Source organism: Pseudomonas brenneri (genome assembly GCF_007858285.1).
In the GTDB taxonomy this organism is placed as follows: Bacteria; Pseudomonadota; Gammaproteobacteria; order Pseudomonadales; family Pseudomonadaceae; genus Aquipseudomonas; species Aquipseudomonas brenneri.
In genome coordinates this window covers 356,662-374,662 of the sequence record NZ_VFIL01000004.1, presented here as the reverse complement: position 1 = coordinate 374,662, position 18,001 = coordinate 356,662, and the positions used below count along the sequence as shown (strand labels likewise).

Sequence of the window (18,001 nt, the reverse complement as noted above, 5' to 3'; positions counted from 1 at the left end):
TGATGAAAATGCCTACGGCCCTGGGGGAATAAGCCCGTGCGAGCGGCGTCCTATTGCACCTATCCCCTGTGGCCATAGGCCTCGGAGCATTTCATGCCAGATCATCCATCCCCACCACGCCCGCCGTTGGGGCGTGCCAGCCTGATGCTGCGCCTGGCGGCTATTGGCGCGGTTGTTGGTGTCGTGGCGGGGGCTTTTGCCTACGTCAACGGCACACTTGACCCACAGCGTTTGCGCCCCAAGACGTTGGTCAATGCCCTGGAAACCAATAATGGCGTACACCAAGGCTACCGACGCAATCACGCTAAAGGTGTGTGCGTGGCCGGCTATTTCGAGAGCAGTCCTGCGGCTCGGGCGTATTCCAGCGCACAGGTATTCAGTGAGGCCCGCACCCAGGTGATCGGGCGTTTCGCCCTGCCCAGCGGCAACCCCTATGCCCCGGACAACAGCGTGCCGATCCGCAGCCTGGCCGTGCAGTTCAGCCAGGCCAACGGCCAGCAATGGCGCACCGGGATGAACAGCATGCCGGTGTTCCCGGTGGGCACGCCTGAGGCGTTCTACCAGATGCTCAAGGCCGGTGCCCCAGACCCTGCGACCGGCAAGCCGAACCCGGCCAGTATGCCGGCGTTTTTTGCCAGCCATCCCGAGGCCGCGCCGTTTCTGGCGTGGGTCAAGACCGCCAAGCCCTCTGCCAGCTATGCCACCGAGACCTATAACGCGATTAACGCTTTTTACCTGATCAATGCCACCGGGCAACGCCAGGCCGTGCGCTGGGGCGTGGTACCGCTGAGCCAGGATGCCAGCGGCGCCATCACGCCTGAAGGGGCGGATTCCCTGCAGGCAGATTTGATACAACGCTTGAAGGCCGGGCCGCTGCGCTGGCAATTGCAGATCACCCTGGCCAACCCCTCGGACCTGGTAGATGACGCCAGCAAGGCCTGGGTCGGCGCGCACACGGTGCTGAACGCCGGCACCTTGGTGCTTGAAAGCAGCCAGCCGCAACTGGACGGCGATTGCCGTGATATCAACTTTGACCCCTTGATCCTGCCCAGCGGTATCGAAGCCTCCAATGACCCGCTGCTGGCCGCACGTTCTGCCGCCTATGCCAGTTCATATTTGCGTCGCACCGGCGAAGTCAGCCAGTTGCACAGCGCCCCTCAGGAGTCCCGGCCATGAATGCCCAACCGCGTTTTTTTGCGCCGCTGGCGCGCCTGCTGCACTGGCTGATGGCGCTGATGGTGATCGCCATGCTGTTTATCGGCGCTGGCATGGTGGCGTCGGTTTCCGAGCGCCATGAGTGGTTGTTGCACCTGCACAAGCCGCTGGGCATTGCGATTCTGCTGTTGGTGATCGTGCGGCTGGGGGTGCGCTTTTCTACCCGTCAGCCGCCGTTGCCTGTCGACTTGCCGGCGTGGCAGGTGATGGCGGCCAAGGCTTCGCATGTGCTGCTGTATGGCTTGATGCTGATCCTGCCGTTGCTGGGGTGGGCGATGATTTCGGCGGCCGGTGATCCGGTGATGCTGTCCAGCGCCTTGCAGTTGCCCGGATGGGTGCCGGCCAATGCGCAGTTGTTTGCGGTGCTGCGCAAAGCCCACGGTTACCTCGCCTATTTGCTGTTTCTGACGGTGTTGCTGCATTTGGCGGCGGCGTTGTTCCATGGCTGGGTTCGTCGCGATGGCGTGCTGCAAAGCATGCTCGGCAAGGACTGAGGTGCAAGGGTCGCCCGCCAGTAAACCAGGGCCAGCAGGTTGATGGCGGCGCCCAGGCCACACACGCCGAGCCAGCCGGCCCAGGCATACATCATCGTCGCCGCGACCGAGCCCAGGGCGCTGCCTGCCGAATAGAACAGCATGTAGCCGGCCACCAACCTGCTCTGGGCGGCGGGGCGCACGCTGTAGATCAGGCTTTGGCTGGTGACATGCACGGCTTGCAGGCCGAGGTCGAAGGTAATCACCCCGAGCAGCAGCGCCCACAGCGAGGACTGGGTGAAGGCGATGGCCAGCCACGACACCAACATCAGCCCCAGGGCTGCGCCGCTGGTCCACTGGGCCAGGCCCCGGTCGGCCAGGCGTCCGGCATGAGCCGCGCCCAGCGCGCCAGCAGCACCGGCGAGGCCGAACAGGCCGATCTGGGTGTGGGACAGCGACAATGGCGGGGCGCTCAAGGGCAGTACCAGCGGGGTCCAGAGCACGGTGCCAGCGGCAAAAATCAGAAACGCCAGGACCGCGCGGTCGCGCAGCACTTTTTCTTCACGCAACAGGCTGAACACCGAGCCGAGCAGCTGTAGATACGAACCTGGTGCCCGGGGCTGCTCGGTGGCCGGCAAGACGCGCCAGAGCAACAGTGTCATCAGCAGCGTCAGGCCAGCCGACAACAGGTACACCGAACGCCAGCCGGCCAGGTCTGCCATGACCCCGGACACCGTGCGTGCCAGCAGCAGGCCGACCACGATGCCGCTGGTCACCAGGCCCACCACATGGCCCCGTTGCTCGGGCCGCGCCAGGTTTGCGGCGTAGGCCACCAATACTTGTGCCACCACCGCGAGCAAGCCGGTCAGCAGCAGGCCAGCCAGAAACCACAGGCTGCTGCTGGACAGGCCGAGCAGCAAAACCGCGGCGGTGGACAGCAGTAACTGGCCGACGATCAAGTGCCGGCGATTGAGCAGGTCGCCCAACGGCACCAGCAGCAACAGACCCATGCCATAACCGACCTGAGTCAGGCTGATCACCATGCCGATGGTGGCGGGGTCCATGGCGAACGTGGTGGCCATGGCATCAAGCAGGGGTTGGGCGTAATAGACATTGGCCACCGACAAACCACAGGCAATGGCGAACAGCAGCACCACGGCGCCGCTCAAAGGGGGAGTTGGCATGCTGGATTCCTTTGTGGTTTTAAAATGAAACTAGTTGTACGGTAGATAGGCCGGTTTTATATTGCAACTACATTTTTCATCAGGCAGGTGTTGCGCATGGTCAAACTCACTCGCTTTGAAAGTGCCGAATGCCCGGTGGCACGCTCACTGGAGGCCATTGGTGATGGTTGGGCGCTATTGATCATTCGGGATGCATTCGATGGCATCCGCCGCTTCGGCGAGTTCCAGCGCAGCCTGGGGATGGCCAAGAACATTCTGTCGACGCGCCTGCGCAATCTGGTGGCCCACGGGATTTTCGAGATTGTCCCGGCTTCGGATGGCAGCGCTTACCAGGAGTATGTGTTGACGCAAAAGGGCAGGGGACTGTTCGCCGTGATCATTGGGCTGCGGCAATGGGGCGAGGGTTTTTTTTACGACGAGGGCGAGGCTCGTTCGGTGATGTTGGACCGTGAGCACGGGCAGCCGCTGCAGGCCTTGGCGGTGCGTGCAGCGGATGGCCGGGTGCTCGGGCCGCAGGATTGCCTGCGGGTGGCGGCGCAATCCGGGGGCTGAACCTGGCCCCCGGGGTAAGCAGGATCAGCGCAGCACGCTGACCATATCCGCCACGGTGCTCAGCACGTCCTTGCCCAGTTGCAGCGAGCGTTTGCCGGACCAGCCGGTATGCGGATCGGGTGCATCGTCGTTGTCCTTGAACGGCATTTCCAGGGTCAGGGACAGGCAATCGAATTTCTCGCCCACGCTGTTGCACGCCAGGGTCATATTGGCCTGGCCCGGCAAGTCACGCGTGTAGCCATGGGTGGTCTGGAAGTCGCGGGTCAGGGCGCTCAAGTGGCTGCGGAAGTGTTTTTCCAGGCCTTCGATACGCGGTGTGTAACCGGGGTTGCCTTCACAACCGGCGGTGAACACGTAGGGGATTTCCTCGTCACCGTGGATGTCCAGGAACAGGTCGACGCCGTATTGCTCCATTTGCTGCTGGACGAACAGCACTTCCGGGCTTTGTTCCTGGCTTGCGCTTTGCCAGGCGCGATTGAGGTCCTGGCCCATGGCGTTGGTGCGCAGATGACCGTGAAACGCGCCATCCGGGTTCATATTCGGCACCAGGTAGAGGTCGGCAGCGGCCAGGAGTCTGTTCAGTTCGTCGTCACCGTGCTGTTGCAGGCGCTCGATGATGCCTTCCATAAACCACTCGGCCATGTGCTCGCCCGGGTGTTGTTGGGCGATGATCCAGACTTTGCGCTGCCCTGCGCCACCCTTGCCACGGCGCAGGAGCGGGATATCACGGCCTTCGACGCTCTTGCCGGTGGCCAGCAATTGCGTGCCGGCGCGGTTCAGTGCCTGGTCGATCAACCAGGCGTGACGCTCGCGGCTGTAGGGTTCGAAGTAGGCGAACCAGGCGTGTTTTTGCTCGGTCTGGAATTCGATGTGCAAGGTTTCGCCGTCAAAGCGCGTTGGCACCCGGAACCAGTTGATGTGGTCGTAGGACGCCACGGCGTTGTAGCCGCTCCAGGCATGTTTGTAGGAGGACTGGCCGGCGTTGCTCAGGCGGAAGGTATGGGTATGGCCAATGTGCATCCCTTCGGCCTTGAAGTGGAACCATTGGAAGTGCTGGCTGCGAGTATCGGGTTTGATTGCGAGCAACAATTGATGGGCATCGCTGGTGTCGAGCACCTGGATATTGCCGCTGTCGAAATCGGTGCTGATCTTAATGGAGGTCAAGGCCACGGTCATAGTCTGGTTGCCTGAATATGAGGGGTGTGGCGGGTAGTTTACACAGGCGCGGGGTAAAGTCTGGACGCAAACTTTTGCGAAAAAGAAGGGGGCGTCGTCCATGACGCAGCCGCAGCTTAGAGTCTGTGAGATTGATTCTCAAGTGCTAATTTGGAAAGATCCGGGCCAGAGCGCTTTATCGACTTTCTTTTCGCGATAGTCTTTTGCTACCATGCGCGCCATCAAGCAACACACAGTCTTCATTAGCCTGAAGCCACGCCAGAATAACTGGCAAAAAAAGACCCGGCCAAAGAGCCGGGTCAAAAACCGTGATTAGCCTGATGAGGAGATATTCCAAGAGTCCGACCTAAGGTCTCTTGGTCTATCGACTGATCTCGCGACCAGCTGCTTGCAATAATAATCATTATCATTTGCAAGTCAAATGTTTTTATCAACCAGATAGAAATATTTTTCCTTTTGTTCCTGCATGCCTACCTGGCTATGGGGTTTTCCCGCCTGCCAGTTGCAGTGGACGCTCCAGCATGGCCTTGGCCATATCAATCAGGTACACCACCGAAAACGCCAGGTCCCGGGTGCCTCCCAGCTTGTTGTCGGCCAGTTCATAGGCGATGGCGGCAGCGCTGCGCAGCAGGTCCGACGCGTGGATCAGGGCTTCTTCACTGCTGACAGCGGGGTTGGCCTCGAACCATGTCACATCGTCCGATGCCAGGCCTGGATCTTCTTTCAAGTAGTAGTCCAGCGCGCGCTGGGCAGCGGCGCTGTCCTGCAAGAGCTTTATTTCATCATCAGGTGTACCAGGCAGGTGATCCGGGGTTGTGTTCATGAGGTCGGTGCTCTGGGTGGGAAGGTGAACAGGTGGAGCTGATAATAATACGAACTGTATTTATGTCATTTGATTGATTACTACAAACTGTTTATTGTCGCGCTGAATACACCCGGTATCGTCTGCCCCATGGATAAATGGATCGCGTTGGTCAAAGCCAACATGAAAGACCGCAAGGTCACGCAAGACCAACTGGCCACGCGGCTGGGCATGTCCCAGGGCGGCATCGGCCACTGGCTGGGCAAGCGCCGTGTCCCCAGCCTCGCCGACATGAACCGGGTGCTCGAAGAACTGGGCCTGGGTTATCTGGAAGCGGCGCTGGTGATCCGCGAGAAGGGCGACGCCCCGGCAGACGACGAAGCCGCGTCGGCCGTTCAATACAACCCGTATTTTCGCTATCCCGTGAAAGACTGGAAACAGCCCATCCAGGTGCACGAGCAGCGGCCAGCCTATGGCCAGGCGCGTTTTCAGGCGAGCGACTACGATGCCGACGGCGAAGCGTTCTGGCTCCAGGTCTACGGCGATGCAATGACCGCACCCAGCGGGCCGAGTATCGCCGATGGGATGATGATCCTGGTGGACCCGGCCCTCGACGCCGAGCCCGGCAAGTTGGTGGTGGCCCAATGGGCCGGCAGCAGCCAGGCGACCTTTCGCAAACTGATCGAGGAAAGCGGCCAGCGTTACCTGGTGCCGCTCAACCCGACCTATCCAAAGGCGCTGCTGACCGATGCCTGCCAGATCATCGGCGTGGTGGTACAGGCCACGGTGAAGTTCTAGGCCAAGACTTCCAGCTCCACCAAGGCGCTGCCTTCGCCGACCATTTCGCCTTCCTGGCAATACAGCGCCTTGATCACACCGGCATGGGGTGCGCGAATGCTGTGCTCCATCTTCATCGCTTCGAGCACCACCAGTTGCGTGCCAGCCTCGACCGTCTGCCCGACGTCCACCAGCACCCGCACGATGCTGCCGTTCATCGGCGCAGTGAGGCCGCCCTGATGCGCCTGCCCGGCATCGACGGCGGCGATCGGATCAAACAGCGTCACACTGCGCATCTCACCTTGCCAGCGCAGGAACAGCGTCTGTCCATGGCGTACAGCCAGGTGCGAACGGCGTAGGCCGGCATCCTCGATCAGCAGGTGCTCGTTACGCAGTTGTGGCGCGGCGTTGGTTTGCAGGGTCACCAGGCGGTCCTGGCCGTCGCAGCTCAAATGCAGTGACGTCTCGGCGGGCAGGCCCGCGCGAAAACCCAGTGCCGCAGCCCACGGCGAGGCGAGGTCATCTTCGCGCAGCCGGGCTGGCTGGCTCTGCATGAAACCATGGCCAGCCGCCTGCCAGAACTCATCGCTCAACTCACTGGCGGCAGGCAGCAGTTGCTCCTGGTACCGCGGGATAAACCCGGTATCTAACTGCGCCGCAGCGAACGCAGGGTGGCCGATGATGCGTCGCAAAAAGCCCAGGTTAGTCTTCAAACCACCGACCGCAAACTCATCCAGCATGCTCAGCAGGCGCAGGCGCGCCTGTTCGCGATCCTCGCCCCAGGCAATCAGTTTGCCGAGCATCGGGTCGTAGAACGGGGAGACGTCGTCACCTTGCTCGACGCCGCTGTCCACCCGGCGTCCCGGGCCTGGCGCCGACTCGCGGTACAGCGCCAGGCGCCCGGTGGCCGGCAAGAAATCATTGGCAGGATCTTCGGCATACAGCCGCACTTCGATGGCGTGACCGCGCAACGGCACCTGATCCTGGGTCATCGGCAGCGGTTCGCCCTGAGCGACACGGATTTGCCAGGCCACCAGATCCAGGCCGGTAATGGCCTCCGTCACCGGGTGTTCCACCTGCAAGCGGGTGTTCATCTCCATGAAGAAGAACTCACCACGCGCATCCAGCAGGAACTCCACCGTGCCAGCACCGACATAGCCAATCGCCTGGGCCGCACGCACTGCCGCCTCACCCATGGCCTGGCGCAGGGCAGGGCTGAGACCGGGCGCCGGCGCTTCTTCGACGACTTTCTGGTGCCGACGCTGGATCGAGCAGTCGCGTTCATTGAGGTACAGGCAATGACCGTGTTGGTCGGCAAATACCTGGATCTCCACGTGGCGTGGCTGGATCAGGTATTTCTCCACCAGCATCTGCGCGTTGCCAAACGACGACTGTGCTTCACGCTGGGCCGAGGCCAGGGCTTCGGCCAATTGGCTTTCGTCCTCGACCACTTTCATGCCCTTGCCGCCACCGCCAGCAGTGGCCTTGAGCAGCACCGGGTAGCCAATGCGCGCAGCAGCCTGGCGGAAGGTTTCCAGATCCTGGGCGGCACCGTGATAACCCGGCACCAGCGGTACGCCAGCGGTTTCCATCAAGGCCTTGGCGGCGGACTTGCTGCCCATGGCATCAATGGCCGAGGCGGGCGGGCCGAGGAAAATCAGCCCGGCGTCAGCAATCGCCCGCGCAAAGCCCGGGTTTTCGGAAAGAAAGCCATACCCCGGATGAATCGCCTGGGCGCCGCTGGCCTTGGCGGCGGCGATCAACTTGTCGATCTGCAGGTAGCTGTCGGCAGCCTTGCTGCCGCCCAGGTCCACGCGGATATCGGCTTCGCGGCTATGGCGCGCATCGCGGTCAGTAGCGCTGTGCACGGCGACGGTGGTCATCCCCAGTGCCTTGGCCGTGCGCATGACCCGGCAGGCGATTTCGCCACGGTTGGCCACCAGCACGCAGGTAATCAACGGTGAACTCATGAACGAGGCTCCTGGGACTGCCAACTGGGTGCACGTTTTTGCAAAAACGCGCGCAATCCTTCCTGGCCTTCGGCGCTGACGCGGATGCGCGAGATGGCGTTTTCGCAGTAACGGCGCAACGCTGGAGTGAGCGCGCCGTTGCCGACTTCGCGCAGCAAGTCTTTGCTGGCACGCATGGCCGCCGGGCTGTTGAGCAGCAGGTTGGCGGTCCATTGCTCGACCTGTTGATTCAGCTCGGCGAGGGGGTAGCTTTGCGCCAGGAGCCCGATGGCCTGGGCCTGGTGGCCGTCGAAGCGCTCTGCGGTCAAGGCATAACGCCGTGCCGCGCGTTCGCCAATCGCCTGCACCACAAATGGGCTGATCACCGCCGGGGCGAGGCCGATGCGCACTTCCGACAGGCAGAACTGCGCGTCATCGGCGCCAATGGCCATGTCGCAGCAACTGATCAGGCCCAGGGCGCCGCCATAGGCCGCACCCTGGACCACCGCGAGTGTCGGGATCTTCAGCTTGGCCAGGTTGTACATCAACTCCGCCAGCTCGCGGGCGTCGTCGAGGTTGGTGTGGTAGTCCAGCTCAGCCGACTGTTGCATCCAGGCCAGATCCGCGCCGGCGCTGAAATGCTTGCCGCGCCCGCGTACCAGCAAAAAACGTAGCGAGGCATCGGCCTGGACCTGGTCCAGGGCAATGATCAGCTCACGGATCATTTCGGCGTTGAAGGCGTTGTTCTTCTGTTCCCGGCTCAACCACAGCGTGGCAAAGCCACGGGGGTCGCTCACCAGTTCCACGGTGTTGAAATCGCTCATGGGTGCAGCTCCAATTACATGCGGAACACGCCGAAGCGGCTCGGCTCGATGGGGGCATTCAGCGCGGCGGACAGGGCCAGGGCCAGCACGTCACGGGTCTGCAAGGGGTCGATGACGCCGTCATCCCACAGGCGGGCGCTGGAGTAATAGGGGTGGCCCTGGGTTTCATACTGGTCGAGGATCGGTTGCTTGATCTGCGCCTCTTCCTCGGCGCTGAACCCCTGGCCACTGCGTTCGGCCTGTTCGCGCTTGACTTGCACCAGCACACCGGCGGCCTGTTCGGCGCCCATCACGCCAATACGTGCGTTGGGCCACATCCACAAAAATCGCGGATCGTAGGCGCGCCCACACATCCCATAGTTACCGGCACCAAAGCTGCCGCCGATGATCACCGTGAATTTCGGCACCTTGGCGCAGGCTACCGCCGTGACCAGCTTGGCGCCGTGCTTGGCGATGCCGCCGGCCTCGTACTTCTGGCCGACCATGAAGCCGGTGATGTTCTGCAAGAACAGCAGGGGAATCCCGCGCTGGCAGGCCAGTTCGATAAAGTGCGCGCCTTTTTGCGCCGCTTCAGCGAAGAGGATCCCGTTGTTGGCGAGGATCGCGACAGGATAGCCATGCAAATGGGCAAAACCGCAGACCAGCGTGGTGCCGAACAGCGCCTTGAATTCATCGAATACCGAGCCGTCCACCAGCCGCGCAATCACTTCGCGCACATCGAACGGCTGCTTGGCATCGGCCGGGATCACGCCGTACAGCTCGTCGCTGGCATACAGCGGCGCGACGGGTGTGCGCTGTTGCAACTGCCCCTGTTTGCGCCAGTTGAGGTTGGCGATGCTGCGGCGGGCCAGGGCCAGGGCGTGTTCGTCGCTGTCGGCGTAATGGTCGGCTACCCCGGAGATCTTGCAGTGCACATCGGCACCGCCAAGGTCTTCGGCGCTGACCACTTCGCCCGTGGCGGCCTTCACCAGCGGCGGCCCGGCGAGGAAGATGGTCGCCTGCTGGCGCACCATGATCGCTTCGTCCGCCATCGCCGGCACATAGGCACCACCGGCAGTGCAGGAGCCCATGACCACGGCAATCTGCGGGATGCCCTGGGCGCTCATGTTGGCCTGGTTGAAGAAGATCCGCCCAAAGTGCTCGCGGTCGGGAAACACTTCGTCCTGGCGCGGCAGGTTAGCGCCGCCGGAATCCACCAGGTAGATGCACGGTAGGCGATTCTGTTCGGCGATGGTTTGCGCGCGCAGGTGTTTTTTCACGGTCAGCGGGTAATAGGAGCCACCTTTTACCGTGGCGTCGTTGGCGACGATCATGCACTCGACGCCTTCGACCCGACCGATTCCGGCGATCACGCCAGCGGCGGGTACGTCTTCACCGTAGACCTGATACGCCGCCAGTTGGCTGAGCTCAAGGAACGCCGAACCCGGGTCGAGCAGGCGGTTGATGCGTTCGCGCGGCAACAGCTTGCCACGGGAAGTGTGGCGCTCCTGGGCCTTGCTGCCGCCGCCTTGCTGGACCTGGGCAAGCAGGGTGTGCAGGGCATCGACTTGTTTGAGCATTGCCGCGCTGTTGGCGGCAAACTCTGCCGAGCGTGGATTGAGTTGGGTGTGCAGGGTGGCCATGGTGCACTCCCTCAGCGGGTTTCGTTGAACAGTTCGCGGCCAATCAACATGCGCCGGATCTCACTGGTACCCGCGCCGATTTCATATAGCTTGGCATCGCGCAACAGGCGGCCGGCCGGGAATTCATTGATGTAGCCATTGCCGCCGAGAATCTGGATCGCATCGAGGGCCATCTGTGTCGCGCGTTCGGCGCTGTACAAGATCACCCCGGCGGCGTCCTTGCGTGTGGTTTCGCCACGCTCGCAGGCCTGGGCCACCGCATAGAGGTAGGCGCGGCTGGCGTTGAGCTGGGTGTACATGTCGGCGACCTTGCCCTGGATCAGTTGGAACTCGCCGATGCTCTGGCCGAACTGCTTGCGGTCGTGGATGTACGGCACGATCAGGTCCATGCAGGCCTGCATGATCCCGGTCGGGCCACCGGAGAGCACCACGCGCTCGTAGTCCAGGCCACTCATCAGCACTTTGACGCCGCCATTGAGCGCGCCGAGGATGTTTTCTTCAGGCACCTCGACGTCGTCGAAAAACAGCTCGCAGGTGTTGGAGCCGCGCATGCCCAGCTTGTCGAACTTGTTGCTGCGGCTGAAGCCTTTCGAGTCGCGCTCGACGATAAACGCGGTAATGCCGTGGGCGCCTTTTTCCAGGTCGGTCTTGGCGTAGATCACGTAGGTGTGGGCATCGGGGCCGTTGGTGATCCAGGTCTTGCTGCCGTTGAGCACATACACGCTGCCGCGTTTGTCGGCGCGCAGCTTCATCGAGACCACGTCGGAGCCGGCATTCGGCTCGCTCATGGCCAGGGCGCCGATGTGCTCGCCGCTGATCAGCTTGGGCAGGTACTTGAGTTTTTGCGCGTGGCTACCGTTGCGGTTGATCTGGTTGACGCACAGGTTGGAGTGCGCACCGTAGGACAGCGCCACCGAGGCCGAGCCGCGGCTGATTTCTTCCATGGCCACCACGTGGGCCAGGTAACCCAGGCCGGCACCACCGTATTCTTCCGGCACGGTGATGCCCAACAGGCCCATGTCACCGAACTTGCGCCACATATCCACGGGGAACAGGTTGTCGATGTCGATCTGCGCCGCCCGTGGCGCCAGCTCCTTGGCCACGAAGGCCTGCACCTGGTCGCGCAGCATGTCGATGGTTTCACCGAGGGCGAAGTTCAGGGTCGGGTAACTCATGGGAGGGCACCTATAAACATTATTGTTGTGGGGCTGGCGATGCCATTGGGCGATCACCTTTACGTTAACGTAAACTTGCGTTGCATGACTGTCAATCGTAGCTTACGTTAACGTCAAGCTCGCGCCTGATCGGCGCACCGTCCACCTACAAAAAAGACAATAGGGGTCGTCATGGATCAACCGAATCAGAGCTACAGCCGTGGCCCACAGGACAAGGCCCTGCTGGCCATGACCATTGGCCAGGCATTTGACCGCACAGTGGCGCAGTACCCGCAGGGCGAGGCCCTGGTGGTGCGCCACCAGCACCTGCGCTACACCTGGCGGCAACTGGCCGCAGCCGTGGACCTGCATGCACGCGCTCTGCTGGCCCTGGGTTTGCAGGCCGGGGATCGCCTCGGCATCTGGGCGCCGAATTGTGCCGAGTGGTGCATCAGCCAAGTGGCCAGCGCCAAGCTCGGGGTGATCCTGGTCAATATCAACCCGGCCTACCGCAGCAGTGAGCTGGAATACGTGCTTAAGCAGTCGGGTTGCCAGTGGTTGATCTGCGCCGGTTCGTTCAAGTCCTCCGACTATCACGGGATGTTGCAGGCGCTGGTGCCCGAGCTGACGGAGCAGGGCGCTGGCCAATTGCGCTGTGAGCGGTTACCCGAACTGCGCGGGGTGATCAGCCTGGATGCACGACCGCCCTCGGGGTTCCTGCCCTGGTTGCAATTGTCGACCCTCGGTGCAGGAGTCCCTGTGCAGCAGTTACACCAGCGCGAGGCCAGCCTGCACTTCGACCAAGCCGTCAACATCCAGTACACCTCCGGCACCACGGGCTTTCCCAAGGGTGCCACCCTCAGCCATCACAACATCCTCAACAACGGCTACATGGTCGGCGAAAGCCTGGGCCTGACCGCCCAGGACCGCCTGGTGATCCCGGTGCCGCTCTATCATTGCTTCGGCATGGTCATGGGTAATCTGGGCTGCATTACCCATGGCACCACCATGATCTATCCCAATGACGGCTTCGACCCGCTGCTGACCCTGACGGCCGTGGCCGAAGAACGCGCCACTGGCCTGTACGGCGTGCCCACGATGTTCATCGCCATGCTCGATCATCCGCAGCGCGACGAGTTCGACCTGTCGACCCTGCGCACCGGGATCATGGCCGGCTCTACCTGCCCGATCGAGGTGATGCGCCGGGTGATCAGCGACCTGCATATGAGCGAAGTACAGATTGCCTACGGCATGACCGAGACCAGCCCGGTGTCGCTGCAGACCGGTGCGGATGACGACCTGGAGCGTCGCGTGACCACGGTCGGGCGCACCCAGCCACAATTGGAAAGCAAGATCATCGACGAGGCCGGCAACACCGTGCCACGCGGGCAGATCGGCGAGTTGTGTACCCGTGGCTACAGCGTGATGCTCGGCTACTGGAACAACCCCGAGGGCACCCGCGAAGCCATCGACGACGCCGGCTGGATGCACACCGGCGACCTGGCGAGCATGGATGAGCAGGGCTATGTGTGCATCGCGGGGCGCAACAAGGACATGATCATTCGCGGTGGCGAGAACGTGTACCCGCGGGAACTGGAGGAGTTCTTCTTCACCCACCCGGCGGTGGCCGATGTGCAGATCATCGGCATTCCCGATGAGCGCTACGGTGAAGAGATCGTGGCCTGGATCAAGTTCCACCCGGGGCATGTGGCCAACGAACTGGAACTGCAAACCTGGTGCAAGGGGCGCATTGCGCACTTCAAGACGCCGAAGCACTTTCGGTTTGTCGAAGCGTTTCCGATGACGGTGACGGGCAAGATCCAGAAGTTTCGTATGCGTGAGATCACGATCGAGGAACTGGGGCGCGAACCCTGAGGCCTGGCCCAAACCTGATGTGGGGTTGGGCTTGTGTGGGAGCGGGCTTGCTCGCGATAGCGGAGTATCAGTCAAGTATTCATCAATTGACCCACCGCCTTCGCGAGCAAGCCCGCTCCCACAGGGGATTGAGGGGGCACAAAATGCATTTCACCCAGACAGCACAAAGGGGAGCCGAAGCTCCCCTTTAATTTGTTGTTACGTGCTCTTTTTTTATTATTGAGGGGCGGTCTATTGTTGTTTTTGGCAACCGTGGCCCTTTACCGCTGTTTTTGGCGACCCCCATCCGGGGTCAAGAGCAAACGTATTTTTTTGAGCGCTGATCTGCTTCTTCGCACGCGATCCAACCAGTGGGTAGCTACCTTGAGGTAGTTTTATTGTTCTCTGCCCGGTTGCGAGTGGCGGCTTGCGCCGTACCCTGCGAAGCACATCTTCTCCAAAAAAATCTGTTAGCTGCGTCTCTGCCGTGTTGTTTTTGTTATGTCAGAGTCGTTACGTCTTATTTTTATTAGGTTTGGTGCTTTTTATTCTTGTTATGCCATAGAGATAGCAGAAGCCGTGCCAACTTTTTAAAACCCTTTAAAATCAATGGTTTGATTTTTTCGTGGGAAATTTACTTCAGGAAATGCGACAAAATATGTTCCCGTGTTACCCGATGTGTAGCCGCGAGGTAACACATCGTCACGGGTGCGCTACTCAATGGGCACTGCGGGCCTTGGCCACGCGTGAGCCGGTGGGGCGACCCAGGACCGTACAGATCTGTTGGCCCGCCACGATCAACGTGTCCATGTCGATGCCGGTCTCGATGCCCAGGCCGTTGAGCAGGTACAGCACGTCCTCGGTCGCCACGTTGCCGCTGGCGCCCTTGGCATAGGGGCAGCCGCCGAGGCCGGCGATAGAGCTGTCGAACACCTCGATACCCTCCAGCAGGCTGGCGTAGACATTGGCGATGGCCTGGCCATAGGTGTCATGGAAGTGCCCGGCGAGTTTTGCCCGTGGCACGTCCTTGCCCACCACCTCGAACATCCGCCGAGTGGCGCCTGCGGTGCCGGTGCCGATGGTGTCGCCCAAAGACACCTCGTAGCAGCCCATGGCATGCAACTCACGGGCCACTGCGGCCACTTGTTCTGGGGCGACCTGGCCTTCATACGGGCAGCCCAGCACGCAGGACACATACCCGCGCACACTGACGCCATGCTGCTGCGCTGCCGCCATGATGGGCGCAAAGCGCTCCAGGCTTTCGCTGATGGAGCAGTTGATATTGCGCTGGGAAAACGCCTCGGACGCCGCCGCAAACACCGCGACCTCCTTGACCCCGGCCGCCAGCGCGTCCTCGAACCCGCGCAGGTTCGGTGCCAGGGCGCCGTAGATCACCCCCGGCTTGCGCTGGATCTGCGCAAACACCTCGGCCGATCCGGCCATCTGCGGTACCCATTTAGGCGAGACAAAACTGCCGACTTCGATATAGCCCAGGCCCGCCGCACTGAGGGCGTCGACCAGACGTACCTTGTCGGCCACGCTGATCGGTTGCGCTTCGTTTTGCAGGCCGTCGCGCGGGCCGACTTCGACCAGGCGCACATGGGAGGGGAGAGACATGGGATTTACCTTTTTTATTGGGGTTGGCCGACCTGGCTCTGGATTGTCTGTTCCAGGGCCTGGGTGCAACGTTCTTCGGCGGTGTCCAGCTCCAGCTTCATCTGTTCGATGTCGAGCAACTGTTGTTCCAACTGCTCGCGACGTTCGCTGATTTTCGCCAGCATACTGTGCAGCTGTTTTTGATTGCCGCTGGTGGGGTCGTAGAGCTCGATCAACTCGCGGCACTCGGCCAAGGAAAAACCGATGCGCTTGCCGCGCAGGATCAGCTTCAGGCTGACTTTGTCCCGTGGCGAATAGATACGCTCCTGGCCCCGGCGTTCGGGGCTCAAGAGACCTTGTTCTTCATAGAAGCGAATGGCCCGGGTGGTGATGTCCAACTCGCGGGCCAGGTCGGAGATGCTGTAGGTCGTGCTCATGGTGGCGCTCAAGGAGGGTCTTGGCGCTACGCTAATGGCTGCTTGACGTAAGCGTCAAGCAAATCACCGCCTACGGGTTATCCAACTTCTTCTCGCGCGCCGTGACCTGCTGGCACAACTCGATCATCTGCTCACGCATCCAGCGGTTGGCCGGGTCCTGGTCGGTGCTTTCATGCCAGTACAAGTGGGTTTCCACCGGCGGCACATCATTGACCGGCAGGTTGAACGAGTGCAGGTCGTTACGCCTTGCAAAGCGCTCGGGCACGGTCATCACCATATCGGTCTGCTGCAATACCTGGGAAGCCATCAGGTAATGCTGCGAACGCAGGGCGATCTTGCGCTGGATGCCCATCTTGCCCAGTGCCAGGTCGACGTGGCCCAGGCCATTGCGGCGGCTGGAAATATGAATATGGGTCAGTCCCAGGTAGTCATCCAGGCTGAATTTTTCCTTGCCCGCCAGCGGATGCCCCTTGCGCATGGCGCACACGTAGCGGTCTTCCATCAGCTTGACGTGACGCACTTGCGGGTCAGTGTTGAGCGGTGCATCCACGGCAAAATCCAGGCGCCCGGCGGCCAGTTCCTTGGTGGTTTCCCGGCGCTTGGACAAAAAGCTTTCGATGATCACCGTGGGCGCCAGGCGGCGCAGGCGCTGGAACAGCGGCGGCAGGATCACGGCCTCCGTGAGGTCGGTCATGCTGATGCGGTAGGTCTTGGCCGCTTGCAACGGGTTGAAGATCCGGCTTTCCTGCACCGATACCCGCAACAGCGACAAGGCGTTGCGCACCGGGCCAATGATGTTCTGGGCCATGGGCGTCGGCACCATGCCTTGGGCAGTGCGCACGAACAGCGGGTCGTTGAAGGTCTCGCGCAGGCGTGCCAGGGCGTTGGATACGGCCGGCTGGGTAATGCCGACGATCTGCCCGGCGCGGGTCAGGTTGGCTTCGGTGTAGATCGCGTCAAAGACGATGAAAAGATTGAGGTCGACCTTGCTCAGATTCATTTCGCTGCGCTCTTCTTGTTAGGTTTTCATGCGCCGATCATATATCGGTGATGAATGTTAATACACGCCGAGAATAGGCTAGGTAAATTATCAACGCTGTTCTAGCATCGATTGCATGACCTAAACAACCTCTCAAAGAAGGGAGCTGCTCATGGATTTTGCCTATTCGCCCAAGGTTCAGGAACTGCGTGAACGCGTCACCGCGTTTATGGATGCTTACGTTTACCCCGCCGAGCCGGTGTTTGAACGCCAGGTCAGCGAAGGTGACCGTTGGCAGCCCACCGCGATCATGGAAGAGCTCAAGGCCCGCGCCAAGGCTGAAGGCCTGTGGAACCTGTTCCTGCCGGAGTCCGAGCTGGGCGCTGGTCTGACTAACCTGGAATACGCGCCGCTCGCAGAAATCATGGGCCGTTCCTTGCTCGGGCCGGAGCCCTTCAACTGCTCGGCGCCCGACACCGGCAATATGGAAGTGCTGGTGCGCTACGCCAACGAAGAGCAGAAACAGCGCTGGCTGGAGCCGCTGCTGCGCGGGGAGATCCGCTCGGCGTTCGCCATGACCGAACCGGACGTGGCGTCTTCCGACGCCACCAACATGGCCGCCCGCGCTGAACGCCAGGGTGACGAATGGGTGATCAACGGTAAAAAGTGGTGGACCTCCGGCGCCTGTGACCCGCGCTGCAAGATCCTGATCTTCATGGGGTTGAGCAACCCGGATGCGCCGCGCCACCAGCAGCACTCGATGATTCTGGTACCGGTGGATGCGCCCGGTGTGAAAATCGTCCGCCCGCTGCCGGTGTTCGGCTACGACGACGCACCCCATGGGCATGCCGAGGTACTGTTCGACAACGTGCGGGTGCCGTACGAAAACGTCTTGCTGGGTGACGGCCGAGGCTTTGAAATTGCCCAGGGTCGCCTTGGCCCCGGGCGTATCCATCACTGCATGCGCTCCATCGGCATGGCCGAGCGCGCCCTGGAATTGATGTGCAAACGCTCGGTCAGTCGCACTGCCTTTGGCAAGCCGCTGGCGCGCCTGGGTGGCAACATCGACAAGATTGCCGACTCGCGGATGGAAATCGACATGGCACGCCTGCTGACCTTGAAGGCCGCTTATATGATGGACACGGTCGGCAACAAGGTGGCGAAAAGTGAAATCGCCCAGATCAAGGTCGTGGCACCGAACGTGGCCTTGAAGGTGATTGACCGGGCGATCCAGATCCACGGCGGTGCCGGGGTCTCCAATGACTTCCCGCTGGCCTATATGTATGCCATGCAGCGCACCCTGCGCCTGGCCGACGGCCCGGATGAAGTGCACCGGGCGGCGATTGGCAAGTTTGAAATTGGCAAATATGTGCCTAAAGAGCTGATGCGCAGCGGCCAGTAAGGCCG

General features: G+C 61.6%; 16 protein-coding genes. 6 read left to right on the top strand and 10 right to left on the bottom strand.

Annotated elements, in window-relative coordinates; genetic code table 11:
- Positions 1-93 precede the first annotated feature (93 nt).
- On the top strand, positions 94-1,176 hold the full coding sequence (locus tag FJD34_RS11025) for a catalase family peroxidase (protein WP_065943663.1): 1,083 nt from the start codon (positions 94-96) through the stop codon (positions 1,174-1,176).
- A complete protein-coding gene (locus FJD34_RS11020) occupies positions 1,173-1,709 on the top strand; it encodes a cytochrome b (protein ID WP_065943664.1) in 537 nt (178 codons plus the stop codon). The genes FJD34_RS11025 and FJD34_RS11020 overlap by 4 nt, the downstream gene beginning before the upstream one ends.
- On the opposite strand, the gene FJD34_RS11015 is transcribed toward FJD34_RS11020, so the two are convergent.
- Positions 1,607-2,872: an MFS transporter gene (locus FJD34_RS11015; RefSeq protein ID WP_083204866.1), complete on the bottom strand. Its 1,266-nt coding sequence runs from the start codon at positions 2,870-2,872 to the stop codon at positions 1,607-1,609. The two genes, FJD34_RS11020 and FJD34_RS11015, sit on opposite strands and share 103 nt — an antisense overlap.
- 96 nt (positions 2,873-2,968) lie before the next feature.
- Here FJD34_RS11015 and FJD34_RS11010 point away from each other — a divergent pair, with 96 nt between their 5' ends.
- Positions 2,969-3,424, top strand: coding sequence for a winged helix-turn-helix transcriptional regulator (locus FJD34_RS11010; RefSeq protein ID WP_032860258.1), 456 nt, complete (start codon positions 2,969-2,971; stop codon positions 3,422-3,424).
- A gap of 24 nt (positions 3,425-3,448) precedes the next feature.
- Here FJD34_RS11010 and FJD34_RS11005 read toward each other — a convergent pair whose 3' ends face one another.
- Both FJD34_RS11005 and FJD34_RS11000 read right to left on the bottom strand, forming a co-directional pair.
- Positions 3,449-4,600 carry a M14 family metallopeptidase gene (locus FJD34_RS11005; RefSeq protein ID WP_032860257.1) on the bottom strand — a complete coding sequence of 384 codons (1,152 nt, stop codon included), beginning with the start codon at positions 4,598-4,600 and terminating at the stop codon, positions 3,449-3,451.
- A 478-nt stretch (positions 4,601-5,078) separates the two neighbouring features.
- Entirely contained in the window at positions 5,079-5,423 is a 345-nt protein-coding gene (locus tag FJD34_RS11000) for a DUF6124 family protein (RefSeq protein WP_065943665.1), read from the bottom strand.
- Positions 5,424-5,552: 129 nt separating this feature from the next.
- On the opposite strand from FJD34_RS11000, the gene FJD34_RS10995 reads away from it, so the two are divergent.
- Positions 5,553-6,200: a LexA family protein gene (locus tag FJD34_RS10995; RefSeq protein ID WP_090293097.1), complete on the top strand. Its 648-nt coding sequence runs from the start codon at positions 5,553-5,555 to the stop codon at positions 6,198-6,200.
- On the opposite strand, the gene FJD34_RS10990 is transcribed toward FJD34_RS10995, so the two are convergent.
- Genes FJD34_RS10990 through FJD34_RS10975 form a run of 4 tightly spaced genes read right to left on the bottom strand, consistent with a single transcriptional unit; the run spans position 6,197 to position 11,749 of the window.
- Complete coding sequence (locus FJD34_RS10990; RefSeq protein ID WP_090290809.1) at positions 6,197-8,149, bottom strand: acetyl/propionyl/methylcrotonyl-CoA carboxylase subunit alpha; 1,953 nt, start codon at positions 8,147-8,149, stop codon at positions 6,197-6,199. The genes FJD34_RS10995 and FJD34_RS10990 overlap by 4 nt on opposite strands.
- Positions 8,146-8,952, bottom strand: coding sequence for a gamma-carboxygeranoyl-CoA hydratase (locus FJD34_RS10985; RefSeq protein WP_090290810.1), 807 nt, complete (start codon positions 8,950-8,952; stop codon positions 8,146-8,148). Before FJD34_RS10985 ends, FJD34_RS10990 begins: the two co-directional genes overlap by 4 nt.
- Before the next feature lie 14 nt (positions 8,953-8,966).
- Positions 8,967-10,574, bottom strand: coding sequence for a carboxyl transferase domain-containing protein (locus FJD34_RS10980; protein WP_032860253.1), 1,608 nt, complete (start codon positions 10,572-10,574; stop codon positions 8,967-8,969).
- A gap of 11 nt (positions 10,575-10,585) precedes the next feature.
- Complete coding sequence (locus FJD34_RS10975) at positions 10,586-11,749, bottom strand: isovaleryl-CoA dehydrogenase (RefSeq protein ID WP_032860252.1); 1,164 nt, start codon at positions 11,747-11,749, stop codon at positions 10,586-10,588.
- 171 nt (positions 11,750-11,920) lie between these two features.
- Here FJD34_RS10975 and FJD34_RS10970 point away from each other — a divergent pair, with 171 nt between their 5' ends.
- Positions 11,921-13,603 (top strand): AMP-binding protein, encoded by a 1,683-nt coding sequence (locus tag FJD34_RS10970; protein WP_090290811.1) that lies wholly within the window; start codon positions 11,921-11,923, stop codon positions 13,601-13,603.
- 696 nt (positions 13,604-14,299) lie between these two features.
- Here FJD34_RS10970 and FJD34_RS10965 read toward each other — a convergent pair.
- From FJD34_RS10965 to FJD34_RS10955, 3 genes are all read right to left on the bottom strand, one after another.
- Positions 14,300-15,199, bottom strand: a complete 900-nt coding sequence (locus tag FJD34_RS10965; RefSeq protein WP_090290812.1) for a hydroxymethylglutaryl-CoA lyase — start codon at positions 15,197-15,199, stop codon at positions 14,300-14,302.
- A 14-nt stretch (positions 15,200-15,213) separates the two neighbouring features.
- Entirely contained in the window at positions 15,214-15,615 is a 402-nt protein-coding gene (locus tag FJD34_RS10960) for a MerR family transcriptional regulator (protein WP_029298346.1), read from the bottom strand.
- A 70-nt stretch (positions 15,616-15,685) separates the two neighbouring features.
- Positions 15,686-16,615, bottom strand: a complete 930-nt coding sequence (locus FJD34_RS10955; RefSeq protein ID WP_032860249.1) for a LysR family transcriptional regulator — start codon at positions 16,613-16,615, stop codon at positions 15,686-15,688.
- A 151-nt stretch (positions 16,616-16,766) separates the two neighbouring features.
- On the opposite strand from FJD34_RS10955, the gene FJD34_RS10950 reads away from it, so the two are divergent.
- On the top strand, positions 16,767-17,996 hold the full coding sequence (locus tag FJD34_RS10950; protein ID WP_090290813.1) for an acyl-CoA dehydrogenase: 1,230 nt from the start codon (positions 16,767-16,769) through the stop codon (positions 17,994-17,996).
- The last annotated feature ends 5 nt before the right edge of the window (positions 17,997-18,001 follow it).